At 42.8% G+C, this 26,628-nt stretch carries 25 protein-coding genes, 1 pseudogene and 2 riboswitches; of the genes and pseudogenes, 25 read left to right on the plus strand and 1 reads right to left on the minus strand.

What is annotated here, in order from left to right:
* Positions 1-130 precede the first annotated feature (130 nt).
* The 20 genes and pseudogenes from FZC78_RS18050 to sufB all read left to right on the plus strand — a co-directional run bounded on the left by FZC78_RS18050 (position 131) and on the right by sufB (position 19,929).
* Positions 131-2,515, plus strand: coding sequence for a 3-hydroxyacyl-CoA dehydrogenase/enoyl-CoA hydratase family protein (locus FZC78_RS18050; protein WP_148941485.1), 2,385 nt, complete (start codon positions 131-133; stop codon positions 2,513-2,515).
* Between the two features lie 35 nt (positions 2,516-2,550).
* Positions 2,551-3,729, plus strand: a complete 1,179-nt coding sequence (locus tag FZC78_RS18055; protein ID WP_148941486.1) for an acetyl-CoA C-acetyltransferase — start codon at positions 2,551-2,553, stop codon at positions 3,727-3,729.
* A 69-nt stretch (positions 3,730-3,798) separates the two neighbouring features.
* A complete protein-coding gene (locus tag FZC78_RS18060) occupies positions 3,799-5,583 on the plus strand; it encodes an acyl-CoA dehydrogenase family protein (RefSeq protein WP_148941487.1) in 1,785 nt (594 codons plus the stop codon).
* A gap of 382 nt (positions 5,584-5,965) precedes the next feature.
* A pseudogene (locus FZC78_RS18065) lies at positions 5,966-6,253 on the plus strand (ArsR/SmtB family transcription factor).
* 115 nt (positions 6,254-6,368) lie between these two features.
* Positions 6,369-6,725: an arsenate reductase family protein gene (locus FZC78_RS18070; protein WP_148941488.1), complete on the plus strand. Its 357-nt coding sequence runs from the start codon at positions 6,369-6,371 to the stop codon at positions 6,723-6,725.
* 69 nt (positions 6,726-6,794) lie between these two features.
* A complete protein-coding gene (gene gcvH / locus FZC78_RS18075; protein ID WP_148941489.1) occupies positions 6,795-7,178 on the plus strand; it encodes a glycine cleavage system protein GcvH in 384 nt (127 codons plus the stop codon).
* Between the two features lie 93 nt (positions 7,179-7,271).
* The gene (locus tag FZC78_RS18080; RefSeq protein WP_148941490.1) at positions 7,272-7,511 is read left to right on the plus strand and encodes a DUF2553 family protein; all 240 of its coding nucleotides are present in this window, start codon (positions 7,272-7,274) and stop codon (positions 7,509-7,511) included.
* A 428-nt stretch (positions 7,512-7,939) separates the two neighbouring features.
* Entirely contained in the window at positions 7,940-8,296 is a 357-nt protein-coding gene (locus FZC78_RS18085; RefSeq protein ID WP_148941491.1) for a toprim domain-containing protein, read from the plus strand.
* A gap of 9 nt (positions 8,297-8,305) precedes the next feature.
* Positions 8,306-8,629 carry a thioredoxin family protein gene (locus FZC78_RS18090; protein ID WP_148941492.1) on the plus strand — a complete coding sequence of 108 codons (324 nt, stop codon included), beginning with the start codon at positions 8,306-8,308 and terminating at the stop codon, positions 8,627-8,629.
* Positions 8,630-8,967: 338 nt separating this feature from the next.
* The gene (locus FZC78_RS18095) at positions 8,968-9,321 is read left to right on the plus strand and encodes a hypothetical protein (protein WP_148941493.1); all 354 of its coding nucleotides are present in this window, start codon (positions 8,968-8,970) and stop codon (positions 9,319-9,321) included.
* 377 nt (positions 9,322-9,698) lie between these two features.
* Positions 9,699-9,806: riboswitch (SAM riboswitch) on the plus strand.
* 177 nt (positions 9,807-9,983) lie between these two features.
* Positions 9,984-11,003: a methionine ABC transporter ATP-binding protein gene (locus FZC78_RS18100; protein ID WP_148941494.1), complete on the plus strand. Its 1,020-nt coding sequence runs from the start codon at positions 9,984-9,986 to the stop codon at positions 11,001-11,003.
* Positions 10,996-11,664, plus strand: a complete 669-nt coding sequence (locus tag FZC78_RS18105) for a methionine ABC transporter permease (RefSeq protein WP_148941495.1) — start codon at positions 10,996-10,998, stop codon at positions 11,662-11,664. Before FZC78_RS18100 ends, FZC78_RS18105 begins: the two co-directional genes overlap by 8 nt.
* A gap of 27 nt (positions 11,665-11,691) precedes the next feature.
* Positions 11,692-12,528: a MetQ/NlpA family ABC transporter substrate-binding protein gene (locus tag FZC78_RS18110; RefSeq protein WP_148941496.1), complete on the plus strand. Its 837-nt coding sequence runs from the start codon at positions 11,692-11,694 to the stop codon at positions 12,526-12,528.
* A 119-nt stretch (positions 12,529-12,647) separates the two neighbouring features.
* The gene (locus FZC78_RS18115; protein ID WP_148941515.1) at positions 12,648-13,013 is read left to right on the plus strand and encodes a carboxymuconolactone decarboxylase family protein; all 366 of its coding nucleotides are present in this window, start codon (positions 12,648-12,650) and stop codon (positions 13,011-13,013) included.
* A gap of 510 nt (positions 13,014-13,523) precedes the next feature.
* Positions 13,524-13,682 (plus strand): hypothetical protein, encoded by a 159-nt coding sequence (locus tag FZC78_RS23825; RefSeq protein WP_187445001.1) that lies wholly within the window; start codon positions 13,524-13,526, stop codon positions 13,680-13,682.
* Between the two features lie 1,047 nt (positions 13,683-14,729).
* The gene (gene sufC, locus FZC78_RS18120) at positions 14,730-15,515 is read left to right on the plus strand and encodes a Fe-S cluster assembly ATPase SufC (protein WP_113926776.1); all 786 of its coding nucleotides are present in this window, start codon (positions 14,730-14,732) and stop codon (positions 15,513-15,515) included.
* A 17-nt stretch (positions 15,516-15,532) separates the two neighbouring features.
* Positions 15,533-16,843, plus strand: a complete 1,311-nt coding sequence (gene sufD / locus FZC78_RS18125; RefSeq protein WP_148941497.1) for a Fe-S cluster assembly protein SufD — start codon at positions 15,533-15,535, stop codon at positions 16,841-16,843.
* Positions 16,843-18,072 (plus strand): cysteine desulfurase, encoded by a 1,230-nt coding sequence (locus FZC78_RS18130; RefSeq protein WP_148941498.1) that lies wholly within the window; start codon positions 16,843-16,845, stop codon positions 18,070-18,072. Before sufD ends, FZC78_RS18130 begins: the two co-directional genes overlap by 1 nt.
* Entirely contained in the window at positions 18,062-18,496 is a 435-nt protein-coding gene (gene sufU, locus FZC78_RS18135) for a Fe-S cluster assembly sulfur transfer protein SufU (protein WP_148941499.1), read from the plus strand. The genes FZC78_RS18130 and sufU overlap by 11 nt, the downstream gene beginning before the upstream one ends.
* A gap of 35 nt (positions 18,497-18,531) precedes the next feature.
* Complete coding sequence (gene sufB / locus FZC78_RS18140) at positions 18,532-19,929, plus strand: Fe-S cluster assembly protein SufB (protein WP_148941500.1); 1,398 nt, start codon at positions 18,532-18,534, stop codon at positions 19,927-19,929.
* A gap of 70 nt (positions 19,930-19,999) precedes the next feature.
* Here sufB and FZC78_RS18145 read toward each other — a convergent pair whose 3' ends face one another.
* Complete coding sequence (locus FZC78_RS18145) at positions 20,000-20,284, minus strand: hypothetical protein (protein WP_148941501.1); 285 nt, start codon at positions 20,282-20,284, stop codon at positions 20,000-20,002.
* Positions 20,285-20,382: 98 nt separating this feature from the next.
* On the opposite strand from FZC78_RS18145, the gene FZC78_RS18150 reads away from it, so the two are divergent.
* From FZC78_RS18150 to FZC78_RS18170, 5 genes are all read left to right on the plus strand, one after another.
* Positions 20,383-21,225, plus strand: a complete 843-nt coding sequence (locus FZC78_RS18150) for a DUF72 domain-containing protein (RefSeq protein WP_148941502.1) — start codon at positions 20,383-20,385, stop codon at positions 21,223-21,225.
* Between the two features lie 41 nt (positions 21,226-21,266).
* Entirely contained in the window at positions 21,267-22,091 is an 825-nt protein-coding gene (locus FZC78_RS18155) for a sulfite exporter TauE/SafE family protein (protein ID WP_148941503.1), read from the plus strand.
* A 149-nt stretch (positions 22,092-22,240) separates the two neighbouring features.
* Positions 22,241-23,611 carry a bifunctional metallophosphatase/5'-nucleotidase gene (locus FZC78_RS18160; RefSeq protein WP_148941504.1) on the plus strand — a complete coding sequence of 457 codons (1,371 nt, stop codon included), beginning with the start codon at positions 22,241-22,243 and terminating at the stop codon, positions 23,609-23,611.
* Positions 23,612-23,662: 51 nt separating this feature from the next.
* Positions 23,663-23,971 carry a YunC family protein gene (locus tag FZC78_RS18165; protein ID WP_435874168.1) on the plus strand — a complete coding sequence of 103 codons (309 nt, stop codon included), beginning with the start codon at positions 23,663-23,665 and terminating at the stop codon, positions 23,969-23,971.
* Positions 23,972-24,319: 348 nt separating this feature from the next.
* On the plus strand, positions 24,320-25,429 hold the full coding sequence (locus FZC78_RS18170) for an HD-GYP domain-containing protein (protein WP_148941506.1): 1,110 nt from the start codon (positions 24,320-24,322) through the stop codon (positions 25,427-25,429).
* Positions 25,430-26,390: 961 nt separating this feature from the next.
* Positions 26,391-26,581: riboswitch (Lysine riboswitch) on the plus strand.
* Positions 26,582-26,628 lie beyond the last annotated feature (47 nt).

A 26,628-nucleotide genomic window follows, 5' to 3' on the forward strand; every position in this document is an offset into this window, starting at 1 on the left:
TTTTTTAAACTTTAAGATATTGCAGTCTGCTGTAAAATCTTATATATTAGAGGTAACAGATCTCATTCGTGATTTTTTTTGAGAAGAAAATGAATGAGTGTTCATTCAAGGAGTAAAAGGGGGAAAAATAGTGGCTCGTAAAATTCAAAGAGCAGCAGTATTAGGATCTGGAGTAATGGGATCGGGTATAGCAGCCCACCTGGCGAATATCGGGATACCTGCCTTGCTGCTGGATATAGTACCGCGTGAGTTAACTGAAGCAGAAAAAGCGAAGGGACTGACTTTGGAAGATAAAGCCGTCCGCAACCGTATGAGTGAAGGGGCGCTTAAGAAGCTTCTTAAGCAAAAACCTGCACCTCTTACTTCAAAGAAGAATCTTTCATTGATTGAAGCAGGTAACTTTGAAGATGATATGGAGAAATTAAGTGATTGTGACTGGATCATTGAAGTGGTCGTTGAAAACCTGGATATCAAGAAGAAGGTTTTTGAAAGTGTTGAAAAGCATAGAAAGAAAGGCAGCATCATCAGCTCCAACACGTCCGGGATTTCAATTGAAGCGATGTCAGAAGGAAGATCGGAGGATTTCCAGAAGAACTTCCTGGGAACTCACTTCTTTAACCCTCCGCGTTACCTGAAATTACTTGAAGTCATCCCTACTGAAAAAACAGATCCGGAAGTACTTTCTTTCATTAAAACATTTGGTGAAGATGTACTTGGCAAAGGGGTCGTCCTTGCGAAGGATACACCAAATTTCATCGCCAACCGGATTGGAACTTACGGCCTGCTGATCACACTGCAGGAAATGTTGAAAAGCGGTATAAGTGTTGGGGAAGTGGATTCCATTACCGGACCAGCAATCGGCCGTCCGAAAAGTGCAACCTTCCGTACCCTCGATGTTGTAGGGCTGGATACATTCGCACATGTGGCGAAAAATGTTTATGACCAGGTTGACGGAGAAGAAAAGAAAGTATTTGAGATTCCCGGATTCATGCAGAAGATGCTGGATAATGGATGGCTTGGTTCCAAAAGCGGCCAAGGCTTCTACATGAAACAAGGGAAAGAAATCCTTGAGCTCGATACCGAAACATTGGAATACGGACCACGGAAAAAGTTAAAAACAACTTCGACTGAATTAAGCAAGCAGGAAAAAGGACTTTCGAACAAAATGAAAGCGCTTGTTTATGTAGAGGACAAAGCCGGCACATTCCTTTGGAACATCCTTTCACCGGTGCTTCTGTATTCAGGAGACCTGCTTGAGACCATTGCCGATGATATCGTTGCGATCGATCAGGCAATGAAATGGGGCTTCGGCTGGCAGCAAGGGCCATTTGAAACGTGGGACAGCATCGGCCTTGAGAAATCAGTAAGCAAAATGAGAGAAGAAGGCAGAGAGCTTCCGGCATGGATTACAGAGATGCTTGAAGCAGGCCATAGTTCTTTCTATAAAGAAGAAGATGGAGAAAAGTACTTCTACCATAACGGTGAATATAAAAAGATTGAGAGAAACCCAAAAGTAATAGATTTAAAGCTTTTGAAGCAGCAAGGAAAACTGATTAAGAAAAACTCCGGTGCGAGCCTGATTGATATCGGTGATGGAGTAGCTCTGCTTGAATTCCATTCACCAAACAACTCCATCGGACTGGATATCGTTCAAATGATCAACTTCTCTATTGAAGAAGTAGAAAAGAATTTCAAAGGGCTCGTCATCGGAAACCAAGGCAAAAATTTCTGTGTAGGAGCTAACATCGCAATGATCCTAATGGAAGCACAGGATGACAACATCTTTGAAATTGATATGGTTGTCCGCAACTTCCAGCAGGCCATGATGAATATTAAATACAGCAAAAAACCTGTGGTAGCAGCACCTTTTGGCATGACACTTGGAGGAGGCTCGGAGGTTTGCCTTCCAGCAGCTCATATCCAAGCATCCATGGAGACCTATATGGGGCTGGTGGAAGCCGGTGTCGGCCTGATCCCTGGCGGAGGCGGAAACAAAGAATTATATATCAAGCATCTTAATATGATGCCTGAAGGAATTGACTTCGATCTGCAGAAGGTTGCTAGTAAGGTGTTTGAAACAATAGCAATGGCAAAAGTCTCTACCTCTGGTGACGAGGCAAGGGATAATAATTTCTTGAACAATGCTGACGGTGTAAGTGCCAATGGAGATCACCTTTTATATGACGCGAAGCAGGCAGCTCTTGCTTTAAGTGAAAGCGGCTACACTCCTCCAGTCCGCAGAAAGATCCCGGTTGTAGGTGAATCTGGATATGCGGCACTGATCCTTGGAGCTCAAGCAATGCTTCACTCAGGCTATATATCTGAACATGACTTGGCAATCGCGAAAAAATTGGCGTTTGTACTGGCAGGAGGCAAGCTGCCATTCGGTACCGAAGTAGATGAGCAATATCTATTGGACTTGGAGAGAGAAGCATTCCTGAGTCTTGTCGCACAACCGAAATCACAGCAGCGCATGCAGCACATGCTGGTAAAAGGAAAGCCGCTGCGTAACTAACATATATTGATTTTTACTAGAAATGGGGGAAGAACATGCGAGAAGCGGTATTAGTAGCCGGCGCCCGAACACCGGTGGGAAAAGCAAACAAGGGGACTCTGGCAACAGTCAGACCTGATGACCTGGGTGCGCTGGTTGTAAAAGAAACACTGAAACGAGCGGGAAACTATGATGGAAATATAGATGACTTAATTATCGGATGTGCCATGCCGGAAGCGGAACAAGGCTTGAACATGGCAAGGAATATCGGCGGACTGGCGGGACTTCCGCATAACGTCCCTGCCATAACCATTAACCGTTACTGCTCCTCAGGCTTGCAGTCCATTGCATATGCAGCGGAGAAGATCATGCTGGGCCACTCTGACACAGCAATTGCAGGGGGCGCTGAATCAATGAGCCTTGTGCCTTTAATGGGGCATGTAGTCCGCCCTAATGCAAAGCTTGCTGAAACAGCTCCTCAATATTATATGGGCATGGGACACACAGCAGAGGAAGTCGCAAAAAAATTCGGTATCTCACGTGAAGATCAAGATGCTTTCGCAGTAAGAAGCCATGAGAAAGCTGCGAGTGCGATTGCTGAAGGCAGATTCCAGGATGAAATCGTTCCTGTGGACGTAGTCCTGCGTTCAGTCAACAGCCAAAACAAGGTGGTTGAAAAGAATATTACGTTCTCAAAAGATGAAGGCGTAAGACCTGGCACAAATCAAGAAGTCCTTTCTAAGCTGCGCCCGGTGTTCAATGTTAAGGGATCAGTGACAGCTGGAAACTCTTCGCAGACAAGTGACGGAGCAGCAGCAGTCATGGTTATGGATCGTGAAAAAGCGGATTCACTTGGCCTTGCACCGATGGCGAGATTCAGATCATTTGCTGTTGCGGGTGTGCCGCCGGAAATCATGGGTGTCGGACCTGTCGAAGCGATTCCGAAAGCACTAAAAATGGCGGGTCTTCAATTAGAAGACATCGGTTTGTTTGAACTGAATGAAGCCTTTGCTTCTCAATCCATCCAGGTTATCCGCCAGCTTGGCCTTAATGAAGACATTATCAATGTCAACGGCGGCGCCATTGCCCTGGGACATCCACTTGGTTGTTCCGGAACGAAACTGACTCTTTCTCTCGTGCATGAAATGAAGAGACGTAATGTGCAATTTGGTGTCGTAACAATGTGTATCGGCGGAGGAATGGGTGCTGCCGGAGTATTTGAACTGATAGGTTAATTTTTAGGAGGCTCACAACCGAGCCTTCGGTTTTCAATAACTGTTTTTTAAAACAAGGAGGAAAAACAGATGACAAATCAAACTGATAAGTTGGTAAAAGGCGGCAGCTTTATTATCGAAGATGTTTCTTATGAAAATGTGTTCACACCTGAAGATTTTTCAGATGAACAGATAATGATTGCTAAAACAACAGAAGATTATGTTGTAAAAGAAGTTGTTCCACAAGTGGAACACTTGGAAAATCATGAATTTGACCGTTCTGTAAAACTATTGAAAAGTGCTGGAGACCTTGGCCTTCTAGGTGCAGATGTGCCTGAGGAATACGGCGGACTCGGCCTTGATAAAGTAAGCTCTGCACTTATTGCGGAGAAGATGTCCACTGCAGGCGGATTCTCCATTTCACATGGAGCGCATGTTGGAATTGGATCTCTTCCAATTGTATTGTTCGGTAACGAAGACCAAAAACAAAAGTACCTTCCAGCATTGGCGACAGGTGAGAAAATTGCTGCCTATGCCCTGACTGAGCCGGGTTCCGGTTCAGATGCCCTTGGTGCCAGAACGACAGCCAAGCTGAACGAAGCAGGCACTCACTATGTTTTAAACGGTGAAAAACAGTGGATCACCAATGCAGGTTTTGCTGATGTATTTGTTGTCTATGCAAAAATTGACGGTGAGCAGTTCTCTGCTTTTATCGTTGAGCGTGAGTATCCTGGTGTATCTACAGGTGCTGAGGAAAAGAAAATGGGGATCAAGAGTTCTTCCACTCGTACATTGATTCTTGAAGACGCAGAAATTCCGGTCGAAAACCTTCTTGGTGAAGCAGGAAAAGGGCATATCATTGCGTTCAATATCCTGAATATCGGCCGTTACAAGCTTGGTGTAGGTGCTGTTGGCGGAAGCAAGCGTGCGATGGACGTAACAATCAAATACGCAAACCAGCGCCAGCAGTTCAAGACGCCAATCTCAGCTTTTAACTTAACAAAAGAAAAATTCTCTACAATGGCATCCAAGCTGTATGCAACAGAAAGTTCAGTATACCGTACAGTCGGTTTGTTTGAAGACCGTATGAGCCAATTGACAGACGAAGAAGTCAAAAACGGAACGGAAGTTGCTAAATCCATTGCTGAATATGCAATCGAGTGTTCACTGAATAAAGTATTTGCAACGGAAACCCTTGATTATATCGTGGATGAAGGTGTTCAAATTCATGGGGGATACGGGTTCATGCAGGAGTATGAAATTGAAAGAATGTACCGCGATTCCCGTATCAACCGTATTTTCGAAGGAACAAATGAAATCAACCGCCTGTTAGTGCCTGGCACATATGTCCGTAAAGCACTTAAAGGTGAACTGCCATTATTCCAGAAAGCACAGGCTCTTCAAGAAGAGTTGATGATGCTTATGCCGGAAGAAGTGGGCGATGCACCGCTGGAACAGGAAAAATACCTTGTGAAAAATGCGAAGAAGATCGGCTTGCTGATCGCGGGTCTGGCTGCACAGAAATACGGAAAAGCTCTGGAAAAAGAGCAGGAGATCCTTGTAAACATTGCGGATATCATTTCCAATGCTTATGCGATGGAATCAGCCGTTCTTCGTACGGAAAAAGCCATTAACAAAGATGGCGTTGAAAAAGCAAAGCAAAAGTTATTGTACACACAAATCTTCTGTCAGGAAGCATTCAACGAGATTGAAGCGCATGCAAAAGAAACATTGGTTGCAGCAGAAACAGGCGATTCTTTGAGAATGATGCTGTCAGCGCTTCGTAAATTCACGCGCTACACACCGCTTAACATTATCGCAGTTAAACGTGAAGCATCTGAAAAGCTAATTGAAGCAGAGCGTTATGTTCTGTAAATAGATCTTCGGCCGGACTCATCCAATGGGTCCGGTTTTTTTCTGTAGATGAATAAAGAATCCTTTTCTTTCGGTGTTACCAGTTTTTACTCCTGTTAATATGAAAAACTCCCATGACGGCACCACCGCCACTATCTATCATAAAAAAGGCTACTATAACCATCCTCATAGTATAAGTAAGATTCAAAGTGGATAAGCTAGTAGTTTTGCCAAGCTTAATTTTGCCTTTTATCATACAAAGAGCCTTTAGAAAACTTGCATGCTCAATCCGTTTCATACAAAGAAAGATGGTCACTTCCGTTGTCCGCAAGGTGCAGGAACGTATATAATGTGAGGTAAGATGGTAAAAGAGTGAAGGAATGCTGAATTGTGTCAAAAAGCAATGGATCCATTCTCTAAGTGTATACCTTTATTCCAAGCATTGAGTGATCCCTGCAGGCAGGATATCATCCTCCTGCTGGCGGAGAACGAGCCTTTGACAGTCAATGAGATAACTGCAAATCTCACTTTGTCCAGGCCGGCAGTTTCTTATCATTTGAAAGTTTTATGAGCTCAGCATCTGGTGACTATCGAGCAAAAAGGCACTCAAAGATTCTATTCACTTGCGCTTGACCAAGCTATTGAAGAATTAAAAGAATTGATTGATACGGTAGAACACACATGCATCTGATTTATTTTGATGATAACTTCTTAATGTCCTGCAGAATAATTTGCAGGACATTAAGGAATTTTGTCGAACTAGTAGTAGTTGAAACAGAAAAACCTCCGGGAAGGGTGGTGAGAAAATGACAATCCAATTTTATTCATATCCCAAATGCGGAACCTGCCGCAAAGCCAAACAATGGTTTGAGGAGAACGGCAAGGAATTTAATGAAATACATATTGTTGAGAATCCTCCCACAAAGGAGGAGTTGAAGGAGCTTCACAAAAATAGCGGAATGCCTTTAAAAAAGTTCTTTAACACAAGCGGTAAGAAATACCGGGAACTTGGCTTGAAAGACAAGGTTAATGATTCTTCTGAAGAGGAGCTGCTTGAGATTCTTGCGAGTGACGGGATGCTGATCAAGCGGCCTATAGCTGCCGAAGGATCAACTGTGACAGTCGGCTTTAAGGAAGAAACATACGAGACTGCATGGCAGTAAAAGATTTCTTGCTTTTATCGTAGTAAATATGTCAATATTGATGTGAATAGAGCAATGGAGGGATAGGACATGAGCACACCAAAAGAACTTCGTTTTTCAGAAGAACATGAGTGGGTTAAAGTTGAAGGGGAAAATGTACGTATAGGAATCACGCATTTCGCGCAATCAGAATTAGGAGATATTGTTTTCGTTGAACTTCCAGAAGTTGGAGATGAAATTACAGCCAACGAGCCATTCGGAAGCGTAGAATCTGTTAAAACCGTTTCTGAATTATATGCACCTGTAAGCGGCAAGGTTGTTGAAGTCAATGAAAACCTTGATGACAGCCCTGAATTCGTTAACGAGTCTCCATACGAAAAAGCCTGGATGGTCATCATTGAACCTTCTGATGCTTCTCAAGTGGACAACCTTATGACTGCCGAGCAGTATGAAGAAATGATTAAAGAAGACTAAAACTATTTACAAAACCCTCCAGCTGTTCCGGAGGGTTTTGTTTTGCTTTTTGGGTACGCTAGTAATACATACTTGCACAAGGGGGCTTATTACATGTTGAAACCCAAAAAGCTGGATGTTACACAGCGTGTCACTGGAAAACTGATTGATGGACAGCTGCATTTATTCCTTGATGAACAACTGGTAGGAAAGATGGATATTTCTAATTCAGCGGAAGATCTTCAGCTGGAACCAAACTTTGAAACATTTGGAAACAAGATCATCCAGAATTATATGGCTCCAGATGAGTCAGAGCCGCGTTATACAGATTGTGATGAAGGCGGCTGGTGCTGAAAAAAGGGTAGATTCGTCTACTCTTTTTCTGTATGGATTTTCACACGCATCACAGGGTTTATTCTTTGCATTCCAGGTTAAAAAGCGGGAAAATAATAGTGAGTATAACAAGTAATTTCAGAGTGGACGGAATCGCGCGACGGGAGCGGAAATCCATTACTTTTAAGCAGAATCAGCCTTATGAAAGGCTCTTTTCGTAAACTTTGTTGCTATTTGATACTAATTTCGAAAAAATAGCCCTATTACGAAGATGAAATCTGGTAACACCTAAAAAGAAAAGAGCTGCTCTACCCAATTTAGAGTTAAAACTCTTAGTATACGGGGAAAATCCAGCTCTTGGGATTTTTCCGAAAGCAACAAAATATACGGAAACATCCTTATGAAAAGAGACAACATCCAATAGTAACGAAAAGAGATAGGTGAGTTCAATGCAGTCTTATGATGATAAAGTGATTATCGTAGAGGGGACGTCTGACAGGAAGAAAGTGAAAGAAATTGTGAAAGAGCCTGTCGAGATCATTTGTACAAACGGGACCATCAGCATTACCAAACTTGATGAACTGGTGGAAGAACTTTTTGCCCGTGATGTATATATCCTGGTGGATGCGGACGACAGCGGCGAGAAACTGCGGAAGCTGTTTAAGAGAGAGTTTCCCGAGGCAGAGCATTTGTACATTGACCGGATGTATAAAGAGGTTGCAGCTGCACCGGAATATCATCTTGCTTCAATCTTGATCGGTGCTAATATTGATGTACACACAGAATACTTGGAGAGAAGGACGTAAATAGATTTTATGAGAAAATTATCTTTAGATCACATTGAGGAAACAGTACAAAAGCAAACCTATGCAGCACTATACCTCTTCACTCCGCTTTGTGGTACATGTTTGGTGGCAGGGAAAATGGTGGACGTAACAGAAAAGCTGTTTCCACAAGTGGCTTTTATCAAAGCTGATTTAAACTATATTCCTGCAATTGCAGATAGATACGCGGTTGAAAGTGTACCTTGTATGCTTCTGTTCCACACAGGAAGGCTTGTAAATAAGATTTATGCCTTTCAGTCTGTTCCCTATTTACATGAAGAATTAAATCATCTGATACGTGCTGATTCCATCTGAGGAGTCGGTTTTTTTTTTGCTTTTTTCTAAAGGCTCTATGTATGACAAAGGCATATTTAGGCTTGGCAAAATAGCAGCTTATTCACTTTGAATCGTACTCATACTGTGGGGAAGATTATAAAAGTCTAATTTATGATAGATGGTGGCGGTGGTGCCCATCCTGTGAGTTTTTCTAAAATATTGGTGCATTTTAGACTGCATTTTACATATTTCTCGGGAAATTTTTCAAATCGACACTAATATTCAATCCCTTTCAAAAGTTGTCGATGAATTGCAAGAGGAATCCTGCCTATAAGGTGGAAATAGTATACATGAGTACATATTAAGGGGATGAGCGATTGGAAAAAGAGGTCATAAGGATGCTGGATGAGTGTAAGATGAGATACCATTTGAAGGCATTAATGCCGGAAAAACCCTTTTTAGTCACTTTTGATAATGGCAGTGAAGCCATGACTATTGCACTTGGCCGCCGTGTTGAGCTGGCTGTCGTTTCACTTGAAAATCCAGAAGCCGACTTTTTGATAACAGGCAGCCCTGGATGTATTCAGGAACTGCTCAATGGAAAAGAGAAGCTATCACTTCTTTCCCGCAGAAATGAGGTAAAAGTAACAGGTACATTTAGAGGGCTCCTGTTTGTAGAGTCGATTCTCACATTATGCAGAGTTCATGATTCAGAACCGGTGGTCATTTAACAGGTGTGAAGGACGGAAGGATTGGCCAAGTAAAAATAAGGCGAGCCCGCATCTTCTCGACTGGCCGCTTCTATATTTTATATTAGTTAAGCAAAGGTGGGACGGCGCCCGCCATGCGGATACGTGCGGTAGGAGCGGAAACCTGCTGCGATAAGACCTGTACTGATCATAAAAATGAAGTAATCCCTTAGATCCCGATGCTTTTTATAGACCAACTTCATGTGCAAGAACTACCGTTAAATAGATAGGCTTATACTGGAAATGAAAAGAATTTTAAAAAGTTGTTGACAGTTTTTGAAATGCAATGATAAAATCCATTCATAAGTAAAAAAGACTTTTGTCCGTTAAAGGATTAATTGAATAAAGCGATTTTCTTGCTCTTATCGAGAGAGGTGGAGGGATGTGCCCTGCGAAGCCCGGCAACCGTCAACTATGTTGAAATGGTGCCAATTCACACAAAGCTGCTGTGCTTTGGAAGATGAGGGAAAGGTGAATGATGAATTTTCATGCCTTTCTGCTCATTGCGGGAAGGCATTTTATATTTCTTCACCAAAAATCACGAGTTTAGGATCGTGGCTGGAGAGAATAATAAAACAGCATGATAATGCAACGGAGCTAAAACCTACTAGTCATATGGGTTTAGTGAGGGAGAGGTGAGGTAAATGATAAGTGTTTCGAATGTAAGTAAAATTTTCAAAAGCAAGAAAGGGGCCATATCAGCTGTAGATGATGTGAACCTGACAATAGATGATGGTGAAATATTTGGTGTGATAGGGTACAGCGGCGCGGGTAAGAGCACGCTGATCCGTATGCTGAACGGATTGGAGATTCCCAGTGAAGGGACGATTGATGTGAATGGCCATATCGTCTCCCAGGTGAAGGGCGGAAAATTGAGAAGCGCCCGGCATGAAATTTCGATGATATTTCAGCATTTCAACCTCTTGTGGTCGAGGACTGTACGGGATAACATTGCCTTTCCTTTAGAGATTACAAAAGTTCCAAAGGAAGAACGCAATAGGAGAGTAGAAGAACTAATAGAACTTGTCGGCTTGAAAGGAAGGGAAGACTCTTATCCTTCTCAGTTAAGCGGAGGGCAGAAACAGCGGGTCGGAATTGCGCGTGCACTTGCCAATAACCCTAAAGTCCTGCTGTGTGATGAGGCAACTTCAGCACTGGACCCTGAGACGACTGATTCCATTCTCGATTTGCTGGTAGATATAAATAAGCGTTTAGGATTAACGATCGTTCTAATTACTCATGAAATGAAGGTAATCCAGAAAATCTGCCATAGAGTAGCGGTGATGGAAAATGGAAAGGTTGTCGAGTTAGGCGAGGTCCTGGAAGTGTTCAAGAACCCTCAGCAGAAAATCACTCAGCGTTTCGTGAGTGAGGTTTCTGAAACTGGCAGCACAAAAGAGGCTATTGAGAATCTTATTTCTCATTATCCTGAGGGAAAGATTGTCAAGCTCACTTTCGTTGGAGAGCAGACAGAACAGCCGCTTATAACGAGCTTAATTAAGAACTTTGACATTAACGCCAATATTCTTCAAGGCAGCATTTCACAAACGCAAGGAGGCTCTTATGGGACCCTGTTCATCCAATTGACAGGTTCTCAAGAAGAAGAGGCTGTTGAGTATTTGAAGAAGCAGACAGTCGGGATTGAGGTGATGAGTCATGATTGAAACTCTCTTTCCAAACGTCGATTGGGAAAAAATGTGGGAAGCGACGGTTGAAACACTCTACATGACTGGAATGTCCGTTGCCATCACGCTTGTACTCGGGATCATCCTAGGACTTCTATTATTTTTAACATCCCCGAATAATATTTGGGAAAATCGCGGAGTGTACACGGTGACTAGTGCTGTGGTCAATATCTTCAGATCCATTCCGTTTATCATCTTGATTGTGTTGTTAATTCCGTTTACAAAAGTTCTATTGGGAACGATTCGCGGAGCAAACGCAGCACTGCCGGCCCTCATTATCGGAGCGGCGCCTTTTTATGCAAGAATGGTCGAGATTGCTTTGAGAGAAGTCAGCAAAGGGGTAATTGAAGCGGCCAAATCCATGGGTGCAAAAACCTCCACGATTATCTGGAAGGTGCTTATTCCCGAGTCCATGCCGGCATTGATTTCAGGGATAACTGTAACAGCGATCGCTCTAGTCGGTTTTACGGCAATGGCGGGTGTCATTGGTGCCGGTGGCCTTGGTAATCTTGCCTACTTGGATGGATTCCAGCGGGGCCGTGATGATGTGACATTGGCAGCGACGATTGTGATCTTGATCATCGTCTTTATCATTCAATTTATTGGAGACATTTTAACTAAAATTACGGATAAAAGATAAATTATTTTAAAGAAAAGAGGAGTAATAATGAAAAAAACAATTGCAGGTTTATATACAGCAGCGAGCATTTTCACTTTGGCTGCGTGCGGTACATCAGATGAGGGCAGCCAAGGAAACGGCGGCGAAGAAACGAAAGAAATAACTGTAGGGGCTTCCAACATTCCGCATGCTGAAATCCTGGAAAAAGCGAAACCTATCCTGGAAGAAGAAGGCATTGAACTGACAATTGATACGTATCAGGATTATGTCCTTCCGAATAAAGACCTGGACAGCGGTGAAATTGATGCCAACTACTTCCAGCATATCCCTTATCTTGAGTCTCAGATTGCTGACCATGAGTATGATTTTGTTAACGCCGGCGGAATTCACATTGAGCCTATCGGTGTATACTCTAAGAAATATGATTCCTTAGAAGACCTTCCTGAAGGTGCAACAATCTTAATGAGTAATTCAGTAGCTGACCATGGCCGAATCCTTACTTTATTAGAAGCAAAAGGTCTTATCAAAATCAAAGAAGGTATTGAAAAGACAGCTGCAACACTTGATGACATCGAGGAGAATCCAAAGAACTTTGAATTTGATTATGAGTATGAAGCTGCACTGCTTCCTCAGTTATATGAAAATGAAGAAGGCGACGCAGTAGTGATCAACTCGAACTATGCGATTGATTCAGGATTGAAGCCGCTTGAAGATTCCATTGCGATTGAAGATAAAGAATCACCATATGTAAACGTGATTGCTGTAAACAGCGGTGATGAAGACAACGAGGCCATCCAGGCTCTTGTAGAAGTACTTCGCTCTGAAGAAATCCAAGACTTCATTTTAGAAGAATGGGACGGGGCAGTCGTTCCGGTACAAGAATAATATTTCAAGTCGGCAGTCCTTTCATAAATGAAGGGGCTGCTTTTTTGTTCATAAAACACTTCCTTTATGCTCATACTATTTCTGAATTGGATTCAATTACAGAATGGAGAGTTGAGCAAATGGAAATGGATTTCAGAAATTCTACAGAAGCTGCGCTGCACCACTATAAGCAGGGGTTAGGTGTATTCACTAAAAAAATGCCGGAGTTGGCTCACCATTATAATGCGTTCACAGAAGAATGTTTCAAAGAAGGAGTTCTCTCTCAAAAAGACAAACAGTTGATCGCATTGGGCATCAGTTTGTATTCACAGGATGAATATTGTATTATCTATCACACTAAAGGCTGCATAGATCAAGGGTGTTCAGAAGAAGAAATCCTTGAAGCTGTCGGAGTAACAGCAGCATTCGGCGGTGGAGCAGCCATGAGCCAGGCCGTCACACTTGTTCAGGAATCAATTGTAGAACTGAATCAACTAAAACAATAGTGAACAAAAGCTGACAGAATTGAAATGTCAGCTTTTTTAATTATAGACCGGGTTATACATTCCTAGATGATTTTTATTGCTCAATTTGAAGGGCACCAGAGCCGGTAAAATCGAAGTCAGGTCTCCCTCGGGCGCAACGTGAAGGTCACCAGAGGCAGTAATATAGAAGCCGGTGTCCCTCAACCCTACTGTCTAGGCTGCCACAGACAGTAGTATGCAGTTGTTGTCCCTGATTGCACTCTGTGTTATTGTCACAAAAGTCAATTTGTGCTTCACAAACTAAAATATAAAAGTTCAAAACGGCAGTATATCGTGGGAATATTGTGAAAATATAAGGTGGAGGGGCTTCAGCGTTTTTAAAACAGCTGACAACTCCGTTAAAAACTGGAAATCAGTTAATATGAGTTTTGTTTTTAATTTACGTGGGTAGTAACATTATAAACGTAGTTAAAAACCTGAAAGGAATGATTCATTATCAACGACTCTCTAAAAATGGAGTATACGAATGAAATGGAAAAGGCAATGCATGGAGCCCATGGAGTAGGTTATGAAACCTATAAAAGAAAGCATGAAGTTCGTATGCGAGTGGAAAAGAGAAGAGAGAATGAATACGTCGAAAGCAGAAGAATGATTGCCGATTTGGATCGTAAAGTGCACGCTAATATATAATAGGAAGAAACCAGGAGAAAAACCAGTGTTTATAAACACTGGTTTTTCTTTGTTTTATAGACATATAAAAGGAAAGGCCGCCTGTTTTTCTCTTGAGAACATTTGCCTGTCGGGGCTGGAACGCTACTTTCTCAACTAGCCTATAGCAAGATGCTGATTCAATAAGTGGCAGGGGGGGTATTCATCCGTGTCGTTCAGTATTTTGGATAGTAAATAGAGGAAGAAAGTTCCCTTATTTACTTCAAAACAATAAGAAGGTCTAAAATAGGGGAATTAATTTCCCTTATTTAACTTAATACACTAGAAAAATGTGCTTTTTTATCATATAAGGGAAAAAAGTTCCTCTATTCACCCCAATATGAGCTTGAATTTGCAATTAAGGTAAAAAAGTTCCTTTATCCTTTACCACTGTATACCGAATTAAGGAAATGACAGGCCCTTTCGCTATCAAGCACATTTCAACAGGAGCACAACCAAGGGTAGCGGGCATCTTGAACGGAATCCAGCACTCTTTAATACATATGAAGCAGAAAAGTCACGATTCTGTATTAAAGGTTTAGGTGCCCTTTTCAGTGCCCTCAAGGAAAGCCCGCCAGTTTTTCTCTTGAGAACATTTGCCTGCCGGGTCTGAACCAGGCGATTCCACTTTTGTTGCGTCCAGCTGCAGCGCCAGCCCCTCGGGGTCAAATAACCTCAAGAGAATAAAAGGAAAGCCCGCCTTTTTTTTCTTTGGAACATTTGCCTGCCGGGGCTGATCCAGGCGCTTCTACTTTGGATGTGTTTACTGATTAGGAATTGTTTGTTAATCTTATTGGGGTAGAGAAATATAAGGAAATCTGCATAATCCTTTTTGTTTGGAAAGCATCTCTGTACATGTTTAAAGCTGGGGAAGCAAACAATATCAAAGGTCAGTATAATGCAGTTTTATGTCCTTTTAACCTCGGTTTAAACAGTTGCTTATAACTTTTATTTGTTATAAGATTGGAATGAGAATAAATTGAGAATGGTTAAAAATAAACTTTCTTATAAAGTCGCGGAGGTATAATAATGGCAGGTTCAACTTTAACAATTACAGATCTTCATGTTGAGATCGAAGGAAAAGAAATCCTTAAAGGTGTAAACCTTGAAATAAAAGGTGGAGAAATCCACGCAGTAATGGGTCCGAATGGTACTGGTAAATCAACTTTGTCTTCAGCTATCATGGGACATCCTAAGTACGAAGTAACAAAGGGCAGCATCACTTTTGATGGTGAAGATGTTCTGGAAATGGAAGTGGATGAGCGCGCGCGTGTAGGTTTATTCCTTGCGATGCAGTATCCAAGTGAAATCAGCGGCGTAACAAATGCCGACTTCCTACGTTCAGCTATCAACAGCCGTCGTGAAGAAGGACAGGAAATTTCACTAATGAAATTTATCCGCACAATGGATGCAAACATGGAAGAGCTTGAAATGGATCCAGATATGGCTCAGCGCTATTTAAATGAAGGCTTCTCCGGCGGTGAGAAGAAACGCAACGAAATTCTTCAATTGATGATGATTCAGCCTAAGATTGCAATCCTTGATGAGATTGACTCCGGCTTGGACATCGATGCTTTAAGAATTGTTTCAAACGGTATCAACAAAATGCGTGGAGAAGAGTTCGGCTGCTTAATCATTACCCACTATCAGCGTCTTCTTAACTACATCACACCGGATAAAGTACACGTAATGATGCAGGGCCGTGTTGTAAAATCGGGCGGACCTGAGCTTGCGAAACGCCTTGAATCAGAAGGATATGACTGGATTAAAGAAGAGTTAGGCATCAAAGACGAAACTGTCGGCCAAGAAGCGTAAGCGTTAGGGGGATTAAGATGACTGTAGAAACGAAACTACCAGTAGAAAAGGAATATTTGGACTCCTTTTCAAAAGGTCTTGGAGAACCTGAATGGTTTTCAGGCCTTCGTACCCAGGCTTTGGCTAAAGCGGGGGAATTGGAGCTTCCTAAACCGGATAAAACCAAAATCACTAAGTGGAATTTCACTGAGTTTAAACAGCATACAGTAGAAAGCAAGCCTTTTGAGAATTTAAGTGAGCTTCCTGATGCTGCTAAAGCGTTAATTGATACAGAGAGCAGCAGTAATAACTTATATGTTCAGAGGAACAACACTCCTGCATACTTGACGCTGTCACAAGAGCTTCAGGACCAGGGTGTCATCTTCACGGATATTCTGACTGCCATCAAGGAACATGGCGATCTTGTGCAGAAGTATTTCATGAAGGAAGGCGTCAAAGTGGACGAACACAAATTGACTGCCCTTCATGCAGCGCTTCTTAACGGCGGGGTATTCTTATACGTGCCGAAGAACGTTGAAGTGCAGCAGCCGATTCAGGCTGTCTACCTCCAGGACAATGCCGATACAACCCTTTTCAACCATGTGCTTGTTGTAGCAGATGACAATAGTTCTGTCACCTATGTTGAAAACTATATCTCCACTACAGATGTAGAAGAGGGAATCTATAACATCGTCTCGGAAGTATTCGCTAACAACAATGCTAAAGTAACCTATGGTGCAGTGGATAACCTTGCAAGCGGGATTACAACATATGTTAACCGCAGAGGGACAGCTGCAAGAGATGCCCGCATCGATTGGGCTCTTGGATTGATGAATGATGGAAATACCATTTCAGAAAATGTAACCAACCTTATGGGCGACGGTTCTTATGCTGATACAAAAACCGTGGTAGTCGGACGAGGGAAGCAAAAGCAGAACTTCACGACGAAAGTGGTACACTTCGGAAAAAACTCTGAAGGATACATCCTTAAACACGGTGTCATGAAGGACGAAGCATCTTCCATCTTCAACGGCATCGGAAAAATTGAGCATGGAGCTTCAAAATCCAATGCAGAACAGGAATCACGCGTTCTTATGCTCAGCGAAAAAGCACGTGGTGATGCCAACCCAATTCTATTGATTGATGAAGATGATGTTACAGCAGGACATGCTGCTTCAGTTGGCCGTGTTGATCCGCTTCAGCTTTACTACCTGATGAGCCGCGGTATCCCGCGCCATGAGGCAGAGCGCCTTGTCATCCACGGATTCCTGGCCCCGGTTGTTAACCAGCTTCCTATTGAAGGAGTTAAAAAGCAGCTGACAGAGGTCATTGAAAGGAAAGTAAATTAATGAATGCAAAAGAGATTCGTAAATATTTTCCGATTCTCGACCAGGAAGTCAATGGCCATCCGTTAGTTTATCTGGACAGTGCCGCTACTTCACAAAAACCTGTGCAGGTTATTGAAGCTTTGGATAAGTACTACCGTGAATATAATTCAAATGTCCATCGTGGTGTCCATACTCTTGGGACCCTTGCGACAGACGGGTATGAAGGTGCCAGGGAAAAGGTCCGCAAGTTCATCAATGCGGAGTCATCCCAGGAAATCATCTTTACCAGGGGAACAACGACAGCGATCAATACGGTAGCTGCAAGCTATGGCAGAGCCAATGTGAGGGAAGGCGATGAAATCGTCATCTCCCATATGGAACATCACAGCAATATTATTCCCTGGCAGCAGCTTGCCAGAGAAACCGGTGCTTCATTAAAATATGTTCCCCTTCAAGAAGATGGAACGATATCCGTTGAAGATGTGAAAAATACAGTAACATCCAAAACTAAAATCGTATCCATCATGAAGGTTTCGAATGTCCTCGGGACCATGAATCCTATTAAGGAAATTACGAAGGTTGCCCATGAAAATGGAGCTGTCATGATGGTTGATGGTGCCCAGGCTGCACCTCATATGAAGGTCGACGTCCAGGACCTTGATTGTGACTTCTTCGCTTTTTCCGGGCATAAGATGGCCGGGCCCACAGGGATTGGTGTTCTGTATGGTAAAAAACACCTCCTTGAAAAAATGGAGCCAGTGGAATTTGGCGGCGAAATGATTGATTTTGTCGGCATGTATGAATCAACTTGGAAAGAGCTTCCTTGGAAGTTTGAAGCAGGTACACCTATCATTGCGGGCGCTATCGGTCTTGGAGCGGCGATCGATTTTCTTGAAGAAATCGGCATGGATCACATTGAAAAACATGAACACCGCTTAGCAGCCTATGCCATGGAAAAAATGTCCGAGGTAGAAGGCATGACCATTTTTGGAACGAAGGACCCTGCCAAGCGGGCTGGTCTTGTCACTTTCAATATTGATGATGTGCACCCTCATGATGTTGCTACCGTACTCGATGCAGAAGGGATTGCCGTCCGTGCCGGACATCACTGTGCACAGCCGTTGATGAAATGGCTGCAGGTATCCGCTACAGCGCGCGCGAGCTTCTACATTTACAATACAGAAGAAGATATTGACAAACTTGTTTCCGGACTAGTGAAAACAAAGGAGTATTTCAGCGATGTCTTTTAACAATTTAGATCAATTGTACAGACAGGTGATTATGGATCATTATAAAAATCCGCGCAACAAAGGCACACTTGAAGACGGCAGCTTTACGGTAGATATGAACAACCCTACTTGTGGCGACCGCATCCATCTGAACCTGAAAGTGGAAGATGGTAAAGTGACAGATGCCAAATTCGATGGAGAGGGCTGTTCGATTTCAATGGCTTCCGCCTCGATGATGACTCAGATCATCATTGGAAAAGACATTGAGACGGCAATGAGGCTTTCTGAAGTTTTCTCGAATATGATGCAAGGAAAAGAATATGATGAAGATATTGACCTTGGTGATATAGAAGCTCTTCAGGGAGTGGCTAAATTCCCGGCACGCATCAAATGTGCCACACTTGCCTGGAAGGCTATGGAAAAAGGAGTCAAGGAAGGGAACTAACCCTGAAGGACTCACACTAGAATGGAGGAATCAACATGGCGAAAAAAATGCCTGAGATCGGAGATTATAAATACGGTTTCTCTGATAAAGACGTATCAATTTTCCGTTCGAAACGCGGCCTTACTCGTGAAATCGTTGAAGAGATTTCACGCATGAAGAGCGAGCCTCAATGGATGCTTGATTTTCGTTTGAAATCTTTGGAACATTTCTATAACATGCCAATGCCGCAATGGGGCGGAGACATGGCTGGTTTGAACTTTGATGAAATCACTTACTATGTAAAGCCTTCTGAGAGATCAGAGCGTTCGTGGGATGAGGTTCCAGAAGAAATTAAACAAACATTTGACAAGCTTGGTATTCCTGAAGCAGAGCAAAAATACCTTGCCGGTGTTTCAGCGCAGTATGAATCTGAGGTTGTTTACCATAATATGCAAGAAGACCTTGAAGCACAAGGTATTGTGTTCAAGGATACAGATTCTGCATTAAAAGAAAACGAAGAAATTTTCCGTGAACATTGGGCGAAAGTCATCCCGCCGACGGATAATAAGTTTTCTGCACTGAATTCTGCCGTATGGTCAGGCGGATCTTTCATCTACGTACCGAAGGGGATCAAAGTAGAAACACCTCTTCAAGCGTATTTCCGTATCAACTCTGAAAATATGGGACAATTCGAGCGTACACTTATCATCGTTGATGAAGGAGCAAGTGTACACTATGTTGAAGGTTGTACAGCACCTGTTTATACAACGAACTCCCTTCACTCTGCGGTTGTTGAAATCATCATCAAAAAAGATGCTTACTGCCGTTATACAACGATCCAGAACTGGGCGAATAACGTATACAATCTTGTTACCAAGCGAGCTGTTTGTGAAGCGAACGCAACTATGGAATGGGTGGATGGAAACATCGGAAGTAAGCTGACGATGAAATACCCAGCGGTCATCCTTAAAGGAGAAGGCGCAAGAGGTATGACACTGTCAATTGCATTGGCAGGTAAAGGCCAGCATCAGGATGCAGGAGCGAAAATGACTCACCTTGCACCTAATACTTCTTCTACAATCGTTTCTAAATCGATTTCCAAACAAGGCGGTAAAGTAACATACCGCGGGATCGTTCACTTTGGACGTAAAGCACATGGAGCACGCTCGAACATCGAGTGTGATACGCTGATTATGGATAATCAATCAACTTCCGATACAATCCCTTACAATGAGATCCTGAATGACAATATTTCATTGGAGCACGAAGCGAAAGTTTCGAAAGTATCTGAAGAGCAATTGTTCTACTTGATGAGCCGCGGAATTTCTGAAGAGGAAGCGACAGAAATGATCGTAATGGGCTTCATCGAGCCATTTACAAAAGAACTTCCAATGGAATATGCAGTCGAAATGAACCGTCTGATCAAGTTCGAAATGGAAGGTTCTATCGGTTAATAAGAAATCCCGTATGCTTTTGTGCATGCGGGATTTTTTGCGCGTAAGAGCCATTGGTTGTTCTCTCGATTCAAATTTTTTTCACGCTGACAATGAAAAACTTGCGGAGTGCGAGTGAAATAGCTGGTTTGCCGATAAATGTGTAATTTCCGCCGATAAACTGAAGAAAGCGCCGATAAAAGATATTTTTCGCCGATAAATCTAACAAACCCGCCGATAGAAGCAGTGGAAGTGCCGATAAAACAACCCTTGCGACTGCATTTCGATAGTCATCGATATTGTTCAGCTGAAGAATGGTGAGTCTCAATAAAAAGCCTGAAAATTGCAAGGGAAAAATTACTTGTTTTGCATTCATAACACCTTCAAGCCAGCCTGAAAAGTCAACTGTTTGCCCAATAACCGGCAACAGTGGTATGTTAAATATAAAAGTTTATTGTGAAACGGGGTGCTGTTTTGATATATATCGGATTAACCGGCTGGGGTGATCATGATTCGCTGTATACCAATACCTCACAGAGGAATAAGCTGAAGGAGTATTCGGCTTACTTCCCGATTGTTGAAGTGGATTCTACTTTTTATGCTGTCCAGCCATTAAGAAATGCAGAAAAGTGGGTGAACGAGACGCCGGCTTCTTTTCAGTTCATTGTAAAGGCGTATCAAGGGATGACCGGACATAACCGAGGGGATATTCCATTCAGCAGCAAAGAAGAAATGTTCCAAGCATTCACATCCTCTCTGAAGCCATACATCGAAGGAGGAAAACTTGGTATGGTGCTTCTTCAATTTCCACCCTGGTTCGATTGTAAAAAAGAGAATGTGGAATACTTAAGGTATTGCAAGGACAGGCTGGGAGATCTGCCTCTGGCCTTGGAGTTCCGGCATCAATCATGGTTCTATCCCGAATATAGGGAAAGGACGCTTTCATTTATGAGAGAAGAAGGCTGGATACACAGCATTTGTGACGAACCCCAATCAGGAGAGGGATCGGTGCCGACTGTGCTTGAAGCTGCCAGGGAAGATATGACGCTGGTCAGGTTTCATGGAAGAAACGTACATGGGTGGCAGAAGCAGAATGGAGATAACTGGCGTGAGGTCCGCTATCTTTATCGGTATAATGAAGAAGAATTATCAGATTGGAAAGAAAAGCTTGAATCGCTGAAAAAGCAAACGAAAGATATTTTTATCGTTTTTAATAATAATTCGGGCGGAGATGCAGCGGACAACGCCAAGCAGTTCCTGGACATGCTCGATATACAATATACGAACCTTTCTCCCAGGCAGCTTGACTTATTTTAATCCTGCCTGGCGAAAAAATGAAGAGATTTGGAGATGACAACATGGAATGGATACTATTGGTGCTGATAGGCCTCTTTGCTGGAGCACTTGGTTCATTGGTCGGATTAGGAGGAGGCGTAATTATCGTTCCCGCTTTGGTCTTCTTTGGGGGATATACCGCTTTGCTTGATGACTTAAGTCCTCAAGTGGCAGTCGGGACTTCATTGATTATCATGATATTCACGGGACTTTCTTCAACTTTGTCCTATATTAAGCATAAGACGGTGGATTATAAGAGCGGCTTGTTATTTTTTATTGGCGCCGGCCCTGGATCCATTATCGGGGCAGTCGTAAATAAGTCTTTTAGTATGGACTCATTCAATTTATATTTTGGCTTTTTTATGATTTTGGTCTCATTTATTTTGATGATGCGAAACAAAATAAAGCCTATCGAAACTTTTAAAAAAAGCAGCTATCAGCGCAATTTCACTGATGCTTCGGGGAAAGAATTCTCCTATGGATTTCCGCCTGTGCTTGGTGTGGCAATAGCCTTTTTTGTCGGTTTTACTTCCGGTTTATTTGGCATAGGAGGCGGGTCATTGATGGTGCCGGCCATGATTCTAATATTCCTGTTTCCCCCTCATGTCGCGGTGGCTACCTCCATGTTCATGGTGTTTTTATCCGCCTTGGTCAGTTCCGCCACGCATATTTATTTAGGAAACATTAACTGGCTATATGCCCTCGCTATTATCCCGGGAGCCTGGTTTGGAGCTAAAGGGGGAGCATATTTGAATTCAAAGCTTCAGTCAGGGGCGCTTGTCAATATTCTGCGTATCATATTGGTCCTGATCGGGATCCGGCTTGTTTATCAAGGGTTTACCGGGTGAACTTGAGAACTTCACGTTTTCATTCACTATACATAGGTAATAAGAAATGTAATTGTACAAGCTGGATTTTACAATCCTGATTGAGTTTTGTAGTCGGTAGTCGGTACTCCATCTGGGATTCTGTGTTTTAAAAGGAAGTGGGTGAAAGAGTGAAAGAAACGATTCATATTTATCATACAAATGATTTACATAGCCATTTTGAAAATTGGCCGAGAATCCGCGACTTTCTGAAATTGAGAAAACAGTGGCATCTTGATGCTGGAGATGAAGTGTTTCTCTTTGATATTGGGGATCATGTCGACAGGTGGCACCCTCTCTCGGAAGGCACCTTGGGAAAGGGCAATGTCGAGATGCTGAATGAAGTTGGATATGATGCGGTTACCATTGGAAACAATGAGGGAATCACGTTCTCATATAGCGAACTGAATGACTTATATAGTGATGCCCGGTTTGAAGTGCTGCTTGCCAATTTACATACGAAGGAAGGGGAAATCCCTTCATGGGCAAAGCCTTACAGCATTTATGTAACAAAAGCGGGAACGAGGGTTGGTGTCCTTGGTTTGACAGCCCATTTTGCTCCCTTTTATAAACCATTGGGATGGAATATATATTCTCCTATGGATCAGCTGGAATTCTGGCTGAAGGAGCTGTCGCCTCAGGCTGATATGGTTGTCCTTCTTTCTCACTTGGGAATAAGAGACGATGAGTGGATAGCGGAAACCTACCAAGAGATTGATATCATTTTGGGAGCCCATACCCACCATATTTTTCATGAAGGAAAAGAAATCAACGGAACGCTGCTGGGGGCGGCGGGAAAACATGGACATTATGTGGGCCATATTATAGTAGAGGTTGATACTGATCAAAAGATCTTCTCTTCACGAAAGGCTCAGCTTTATGAGCAGGATGGGCTTCCTGTTCCAAAAGATGAAGAAAAGCAGATAACAGGGTGGCATGATGAAGGGAAGAAGCTGTTGAATGAAACGGCAGCCATTTTGGAAAGGGGTCTAGAAGCGGACTGGTTCAACCCATCAGAACTGCCTCAATTACTTTCGGACGCCCTGCTTCAATGGTGTGAAGCAGATTGTGCTTTCCTGAATGCCGGCCTGGTACTCGAGGGACTGCGGAAGGGCAAGGTCAGCAAGTTTGATATACACCGGATTCTGCCTCATCCGATCAACCCCTGTGTGATTCATTTGACTGGGGCGGAATTGAAAGAAGTGATCAAGGAAACGAGAGATGAAGAACTTCATCATCTACAAGTAAAAGGGCTGGGTTTCCGCGGAAAAGTCATGGGAATCTTCGCGTACAGTTCGATCACCTTTGGAAAAGATATTCATCATATTTATATCAATGGAGAGCCTATTGACCATCGTCAAACGTATAAGCTGGCAACGACGGACATGTTTACTTTCGGTCACTTTTTTCCAGAACTGCAGAGGAATGAAAAGCAGTATTACATGCCGGAATTTCTTAGAGATGTTCTTGCCTGGAAACTTAAAGGAATGAATTTAAGATAATTCGTAACCTCTCCTTGTCTCCTTTCATAACATAACAGTTGAAAGGAGAGGATGACATTGATGAATCTTTCCCCTGTGGAGATAGAGGGCCACACTTTTCTGGCTGTTTCTGTTCAGCTTCCCAAAACAAACCTGCTTGTCGTCACAAGCGACAAAGGATATATAATGTGCGGTGCGCTTGATGTCGGATTGCTGAATGAAAAGCTTAAAGACAGGAAAATCATTGCAGGCAGAGCTGTTGGGGTGAAAACGATCCAGCAGTTGATTGACGCTCCCTTGGAATCGGTGACTGATGAGGCCGAACAATTAGGAATTACTTCTGGGATGCCTGGAAGAGAGGCTTTATTAAAAATGATATAAGTTAGAAATCCTGAGCCCGTTCTGGTTCAGGATTTTTTAATTCATTAGGGCATCAAGGAAAGAATGTTACCAAGAAAAATATAGAACAATTGGAATGATTATGTTTTCACGGTAAAAAAAGAGGGTATATAAGTAAGTGGAATTAATGGTATCTTTCAAAAGAAGCGGGAAATTCCTTACAGAGATAGAAACTGGAATACTCTTATAAGGAAATCAGGACGACAAAAGGATTATTTAAAAATAATAATCGAATCAATTATGGTTCTCTTGAAAATACCTTTAAATGCTTTATAATGAAGATATTAGTAAAATTTGTCGAAAATGATAAAGTATACATAGGAGAATTCGATGAGATTTATATCAGCTAAAACTCTAAAACCAGGTATGGTCATGGCATCAACCGTTTATAATGGAAACGGGCAGCCCCTTATCAAGTCGGGTGTCTCCGTTACGAACCGGATGGTCCAAAGATTAATCCAACTGAATATTCAGTATGTATACATAGAAGATGGTTTATCGGCAGGAATTGAAGCAGCTGATTCCATTCCTGCAAAGGTCAGGCAGGAGGCAGTCAACAAGATCGATTCAACCTTCAGCCATTTGGACAAGAACTCTGTGTCCAGCAACCTTGTTGCCCTGGAACAAAGTGCGGCCAGCTTCAAGGATGTCATAGATACGATTCTCAATGAAATCAAAGGCAGCGGCGATTTACTGACGTTACTGACAGATGTCTTTACCTACGACTCTTATGTATTTCATCATTCGTTCAATGTCACTCTTTATACCCTGGCAATAGGAATCGAGCTGGGGATGCCTCCTAAGCAGCTTGATATGCTCGGACTGGGCGCCATCATGCATGATATCGGAAAGATGAAGGTGCCGGAAGATATCTTAATGAAACCTGACAAACTTACATATGAAGAATTCAATGAAGTACAAAAACACTCAGAGTACGGTTTTGATCTTCTAAGGCAATTACATAATGTATCTCTTCTCGTAGCTCATTGCGCCTTCCAGCATCATGAACGTCTTGATGGATCGGGGTATCCGCGTGGTCTTAAGGGGGATGAAATACACCCTTTTGCCAAAATCATTGCCGTGGCGGATGTTTTCGATGCACTGACTTCCAACCGGGTTTACCGGGACGCCATGCTGCCGCATGAAGCTCTTGAGATTTTGTACGCAGGTTCAGGCACTCTTTTTGATGCCAACGTGATTCAGGCTTTCAGAAAGTCTGTAGCCATCTATCCGAACGGAATGGTGGTCGTTCTGAATGATGGCAGAAGGGGAATTGTCGAGAAGCAGAATAAAGGGCTTACCCATAGACCGATTCTCCGCATCATTGCGGAAAACGGAGAAGAGCTTTCACAACCGTACTCTCTAGATTTGGGAAAAAGCCTGGATGCAACCATCACAGGATTCGATTCCGAGTTTGAAAGCAGATTGATGGAAGTATAAAATATTTTGTTACAGTGTTTCCCTGCTTTGAAGCATATATTGCTTGTAAGCAGGGATTTTTTTGAAGGTTTTTTGTATGAAAAAGATATATTCAGGATTGCAAAACTACTAGCTTATCCACTTTGAACCATACTTATACTGTGAGGATGCTTAGAACAGCCTTTTTTATGATAGATAGTGGCGGTGGTCCGGTCATGGGAGTTTTGCTATAAGATTGTTGCTATTGAATATGAATTTCTTAAGTTAAGGCCATTATTCAAAGGGAGTATTGCTATAGCAAGAAGAAAAGAGCTGTTCCCCCTTTTAGAGAGAAAATCTTTGTATCCAGGAAAGAACCTACACTTGGGATTTTTCCTAGACATCAATAAATGCTAAAATAGTCTATTTTGGCCTTAGAATCTGATTTTACCTTCATTCCCTTTACGTATGAGGATTGGAGCGGAGGGCGTACGACCTCCTGCGGGACTAGCGGTCGTCTAGTTCCAGCGCCTAGCCCCTCGGGGTCAAATAACCCCAAGAGAATAAAAGGAAAACCGCCTTTTTTTCTTGAGAACATTTGCCTGTCGGGCTGACCAAGGCGCTTCCACTTTTGATGACAGGTGAGACCCCGCAGGCGAAGCCGAGGAGGCTCACCGCCCGCCCCGCGGAGTCGTCCGCCTGGAGCGGAAATCCATCAATTTTCATAAGCAACAACCTATGCGAAGAAGACCCTGCATGAAAGAGGATCTTGCCTGCAGCACTAAGCCTGGTGGTAGGAGAACAGCCCCTATTTTCCTGGCAGTAATCTATCGGAAAAGGAGAAAGAAGTACCACAGTATGTTACCAACAGCTGTGATGCTGTAAAAGCTGAGGTATAGAGTACAGAGGAAATTCACGGAAAAGAACAAAATATTCTTGTCAGGAATCGATATACCTGATATATTAATCAAGTGAATTTAATATTTACTCAATCATCTAAATCCGATGGGGTAGAGGCTGCACCTATTCATCAGTACACCAAGTGAGAATGACAACTGAGATCTTGGTCGAAAGGGGATATGTGCCGAAGCAGAAAGGGATTGGTCGGAATCCTTGCTGCTGGGGTTACCTTGAACAAGGGTAACACTGTCATTATAAGTCTTTCAAAGATTATAATGGGGAGCTACAGATCGAGATGGAGAAATGACTATATTACAAAAGGTAATAATAGGATTCTCTAT

Origin of the sequence: Rossellomorea vietnamensis (genome assembly GCF_008180415.1) — a bacterium.
Taxonomy (GTDB): Bacteria; Bacillota; Bacilli; order Bacillales; family Bacillaceae_B; genus Rossellomorea; species Rossellomorea vietnamensis_C.

What these genes read in the sequence shown, in the direction of transcription:
- FZC78_RS18055 (WP_148941486.1), top strand. Translation starts at nt 2,551, where the DNA reads ATGCGAGAAGCGGTATTAGTAGCCGGCGCCCGAACACCGGTGGGAAAA.
- FZC78_RS18060 (WP_148941487.1), top strand. Translation starts at nt 3,799, where the DNA reads ATGACAAATCAAACTGATAAGTTGGTAAAAGGCGGCAGCTTTATTATC.
- FZC78_RS18070 (WP_148941488.1), top strand. Translation starts at nt 6,369, where the DNA reads ATGACAATCCAATTTTATTCATATCCCAAATGCGGAACCTGCCGCAAA.
- gcvH (WP_148941489.1), top strand. Translation starts at nt 6,795, where the DNA reads ATGAGCACACCAAAAGAACTTCGTTTTTCAGAAGAACATGAGTGGGTT.
- FZC78_RS18080 (WP_148941490.1), top strand. Translation starts at nt 7,272, where the DNA reads ATGTTGAAACCCAAAAAGCTGGATGTTACACAGCGTGTCACTGGAAAA.
- FZC78_RS18085 (WP_148941491.1), top strand. Translation starts at nt 7,940, where the DNA reads ATGCAGTCTTATGATGATAAAGTGATTATCGTAGAGGGGACGTCTGAC.
- FZC78_RS18090 (WP_148941492.1), top strand. Translation starts at nt 8,306, where the DNA reads ATGAGAAAATTATCTTTAGATCACATTGAGGAAACAGTACAAAAGCAA.
- FZC78_RS18100 (WP_148941494.1), top strand. Translation starts at nt 9,984, where the DNA reads ATGATAAGTGTTTCGAATGTAAGTAAAATTTTCAAAAGCAAGAAAGGG.
- FZC78_RS18105 (WP_148941495.1), top strand. Translation starts at nt 10,996, where the DNA reads ATGATTGAAACTCTCTTTCCAAACGTCGATTGGGAAAAAATGTGGGAA.
- FZC78_RS18110 (WP_148941496.1), top strand. Translation starts at nt 11,692, where the DNA reads ATGAAAAAAACAATTGCAGGTTTATATACAGCAGCGAGCATTTTCACT.
- FZC78_RS18115 (WP_148941515.1), top strand. Translation starts at nt 12,648, where the DNA reads ATGGAAATGGATTTCAGAAATTCTACAGAAGCTGCGCTGCACCACTAT.
- FZC78_RS23825 (WP_187445001.1), top strand. Translation starts at nt 13,524, where the DNA reads ATGGAAAAGGCAATGCATGGAGCCCATGGAGTAGGTTATGAAACCTAT.
- sufC (WP_113926776.1), top strand. Translation starts at nt 14,730, where the DNA reads ATGGCAGGTTCAACTTTAACAATTACAGATCTTCATGTTGAGATCGAA.
- sufD (WP_148941497.1), top strand. Translation starts at nt 15,533, where the DNA reads ATGACTGTAGAAACGAAACTACCAGTAGAAAAGGAATATTTGGACTCC.
- FZC78_RS18130 (WP_148941498.1), top strand. Translation starts at nt 16,843, where the DNA reads ATGAATGCAAAAGAGATTCGTAAATATTTTCCGATTCTCGACCAGGAA.
- sufU (WP_148941499.1), top strand. Translation starts at nt 18,062, where the DNA reads ATGTCTTTTAACAATTTAGATCAATTGTACAGACAGGTGATTATGGAT.
- sufB (WP_148941500.1), top strand. Translation starts at nt 18,532, where the DNA reads ATGGCGAAAAAAATGCCTGAGATCGGAGATTATAAATACGGTTTCTCT.
- FZC78_RS18145 (WP_148941501.1), bottom strand. Translation starts at nt 20,284, where the DNA reads ATGAATGCAAAACAAGTAATTTTTCCCTTGCAATTTTCAGGCTTTTTA.
- FZC78_RS18155 (WP_148941503.1), top strand. Translation starts at nt 21,267, where the DNA reads ATGGAATGGATACTATTGGTGCTGATAGGCCTCTTTGCTGGAGCACTT.
- FZC78_RS18165 (WP_435874168.1), top strand. Translation starts at nt 23,663, where the DNA reads ATGACATTGATGAATCTTTCCCCTGTGGAGATAGAGGGCCACACTTTT.
- FZC78_RS18170 (WP_148941506.1), top strand. Translation starts at nt 24,320, where the DNA reads ATGAGATTTATATCAGCTAAAACTCTAAAACCAGGTATGGTCATGGCA.